This is a genomic window from Micrococcus sp. HMSC31B01, from assembly GCF_001816085.1.
Classification (GTDB): domain Bacteria; phylum Actinomycetota; class Actinomycetes; order Actinomycetales; family Micrococcaceae; genus Micrococcus; species Micrococcus luteus.
The window spans coordinates 1-835 of record NZ_KV824917.1; the positions used below are offsets into that span (position 1 = coordinate 1).

Sequence of the window (835 nt, forward strand, 5' to 3'; positions counted from 1 at the left end):
CGCCGTCGTCGTGCACCTGGGGATGAGCGGGCAGATCCTCGTGGACGAACCGGGGGCCGCCGACCAGCGACACCTGCGCCTGCGCCTGCCCGTCACCGCGGCGGACGGCTCCGCCCGCGAGCTGCGGTTCGTGGACCAGCGGATCTTCGGCGGCTGGTGGCTCGACGCGCTGCGGCCCGACGACGCCGCCGGCGGCGAGCGGATCCCCACCACGGCCGCCCACATCGCCCTGGACCCGCTGCACCCCCTGTTCGACCCCGCGGCCGTGCACGCGCGCCTGGCGCGCCGCCGCTCCACCCTCAAGCGCGCGCTGCTGGACCAGTCGCTGGTCTCCGGGATCGGCAACATCTACGCGGACGAGGCCCTGTGGGGCGCCCGCCTGCACCCCGAGCGCCCGACCGAGCGCATGCGCCGGGCGGACACGCTGCGCCTCATGGCGGCCGTCCAGGACGTGATGCGCCGGGCCCTGGAGGTGGGGGGCACGAGCTTCGACGCGCTCTACGTCAACGTGGACGGGCGATCGGGCTACTTCGCCCGCTCGCTGGCGGCCTACGGGCGCACCGGGCAGCCGTGTCGCCGCTGCGCCGCCGAGGGGGTCGACTCCCGCATCGTCCGCGAGCCGTTCATGAACCGTGCGAGCCACCTGTGCCCGCGCTGCCAGCCCAGGCCGCGCCGTCGCCGGGCCGTGGCGGCCGACGCCTGACGAGGCGTCCGTAGACTGGCCTGACCCCCGACCTCGAGCAGGAGACCCGAGTGAGCCATCCCCCGGCCGCGTCCTGGACGCCCGAGCCCCTGCCGCGTCCCGAGTCCCCGCGCGACGACGCCCCGCCGGTCG

1 protein-coding gene is annotated in these 835 nt (G+C 76.5%); it reads left to right on the forward strand.

Translation table 11 applies throughout. The features are described 5' to 3' along the window. A partial coding sequence (gene mutM, locus HMPREF3105_RS01555; RefSeq protein ID WP_070708613.1) for a bifunctional DNA-formamidopyrimidine glycosylase/DNA-(apurinic or apyrimidinic site) lyase occupies positions 1-703 on the forward strand: 703 nt, incomplete at its 5' end. Between the last annotated feature and the right edge of the window lie 132 nt (positions 704-835).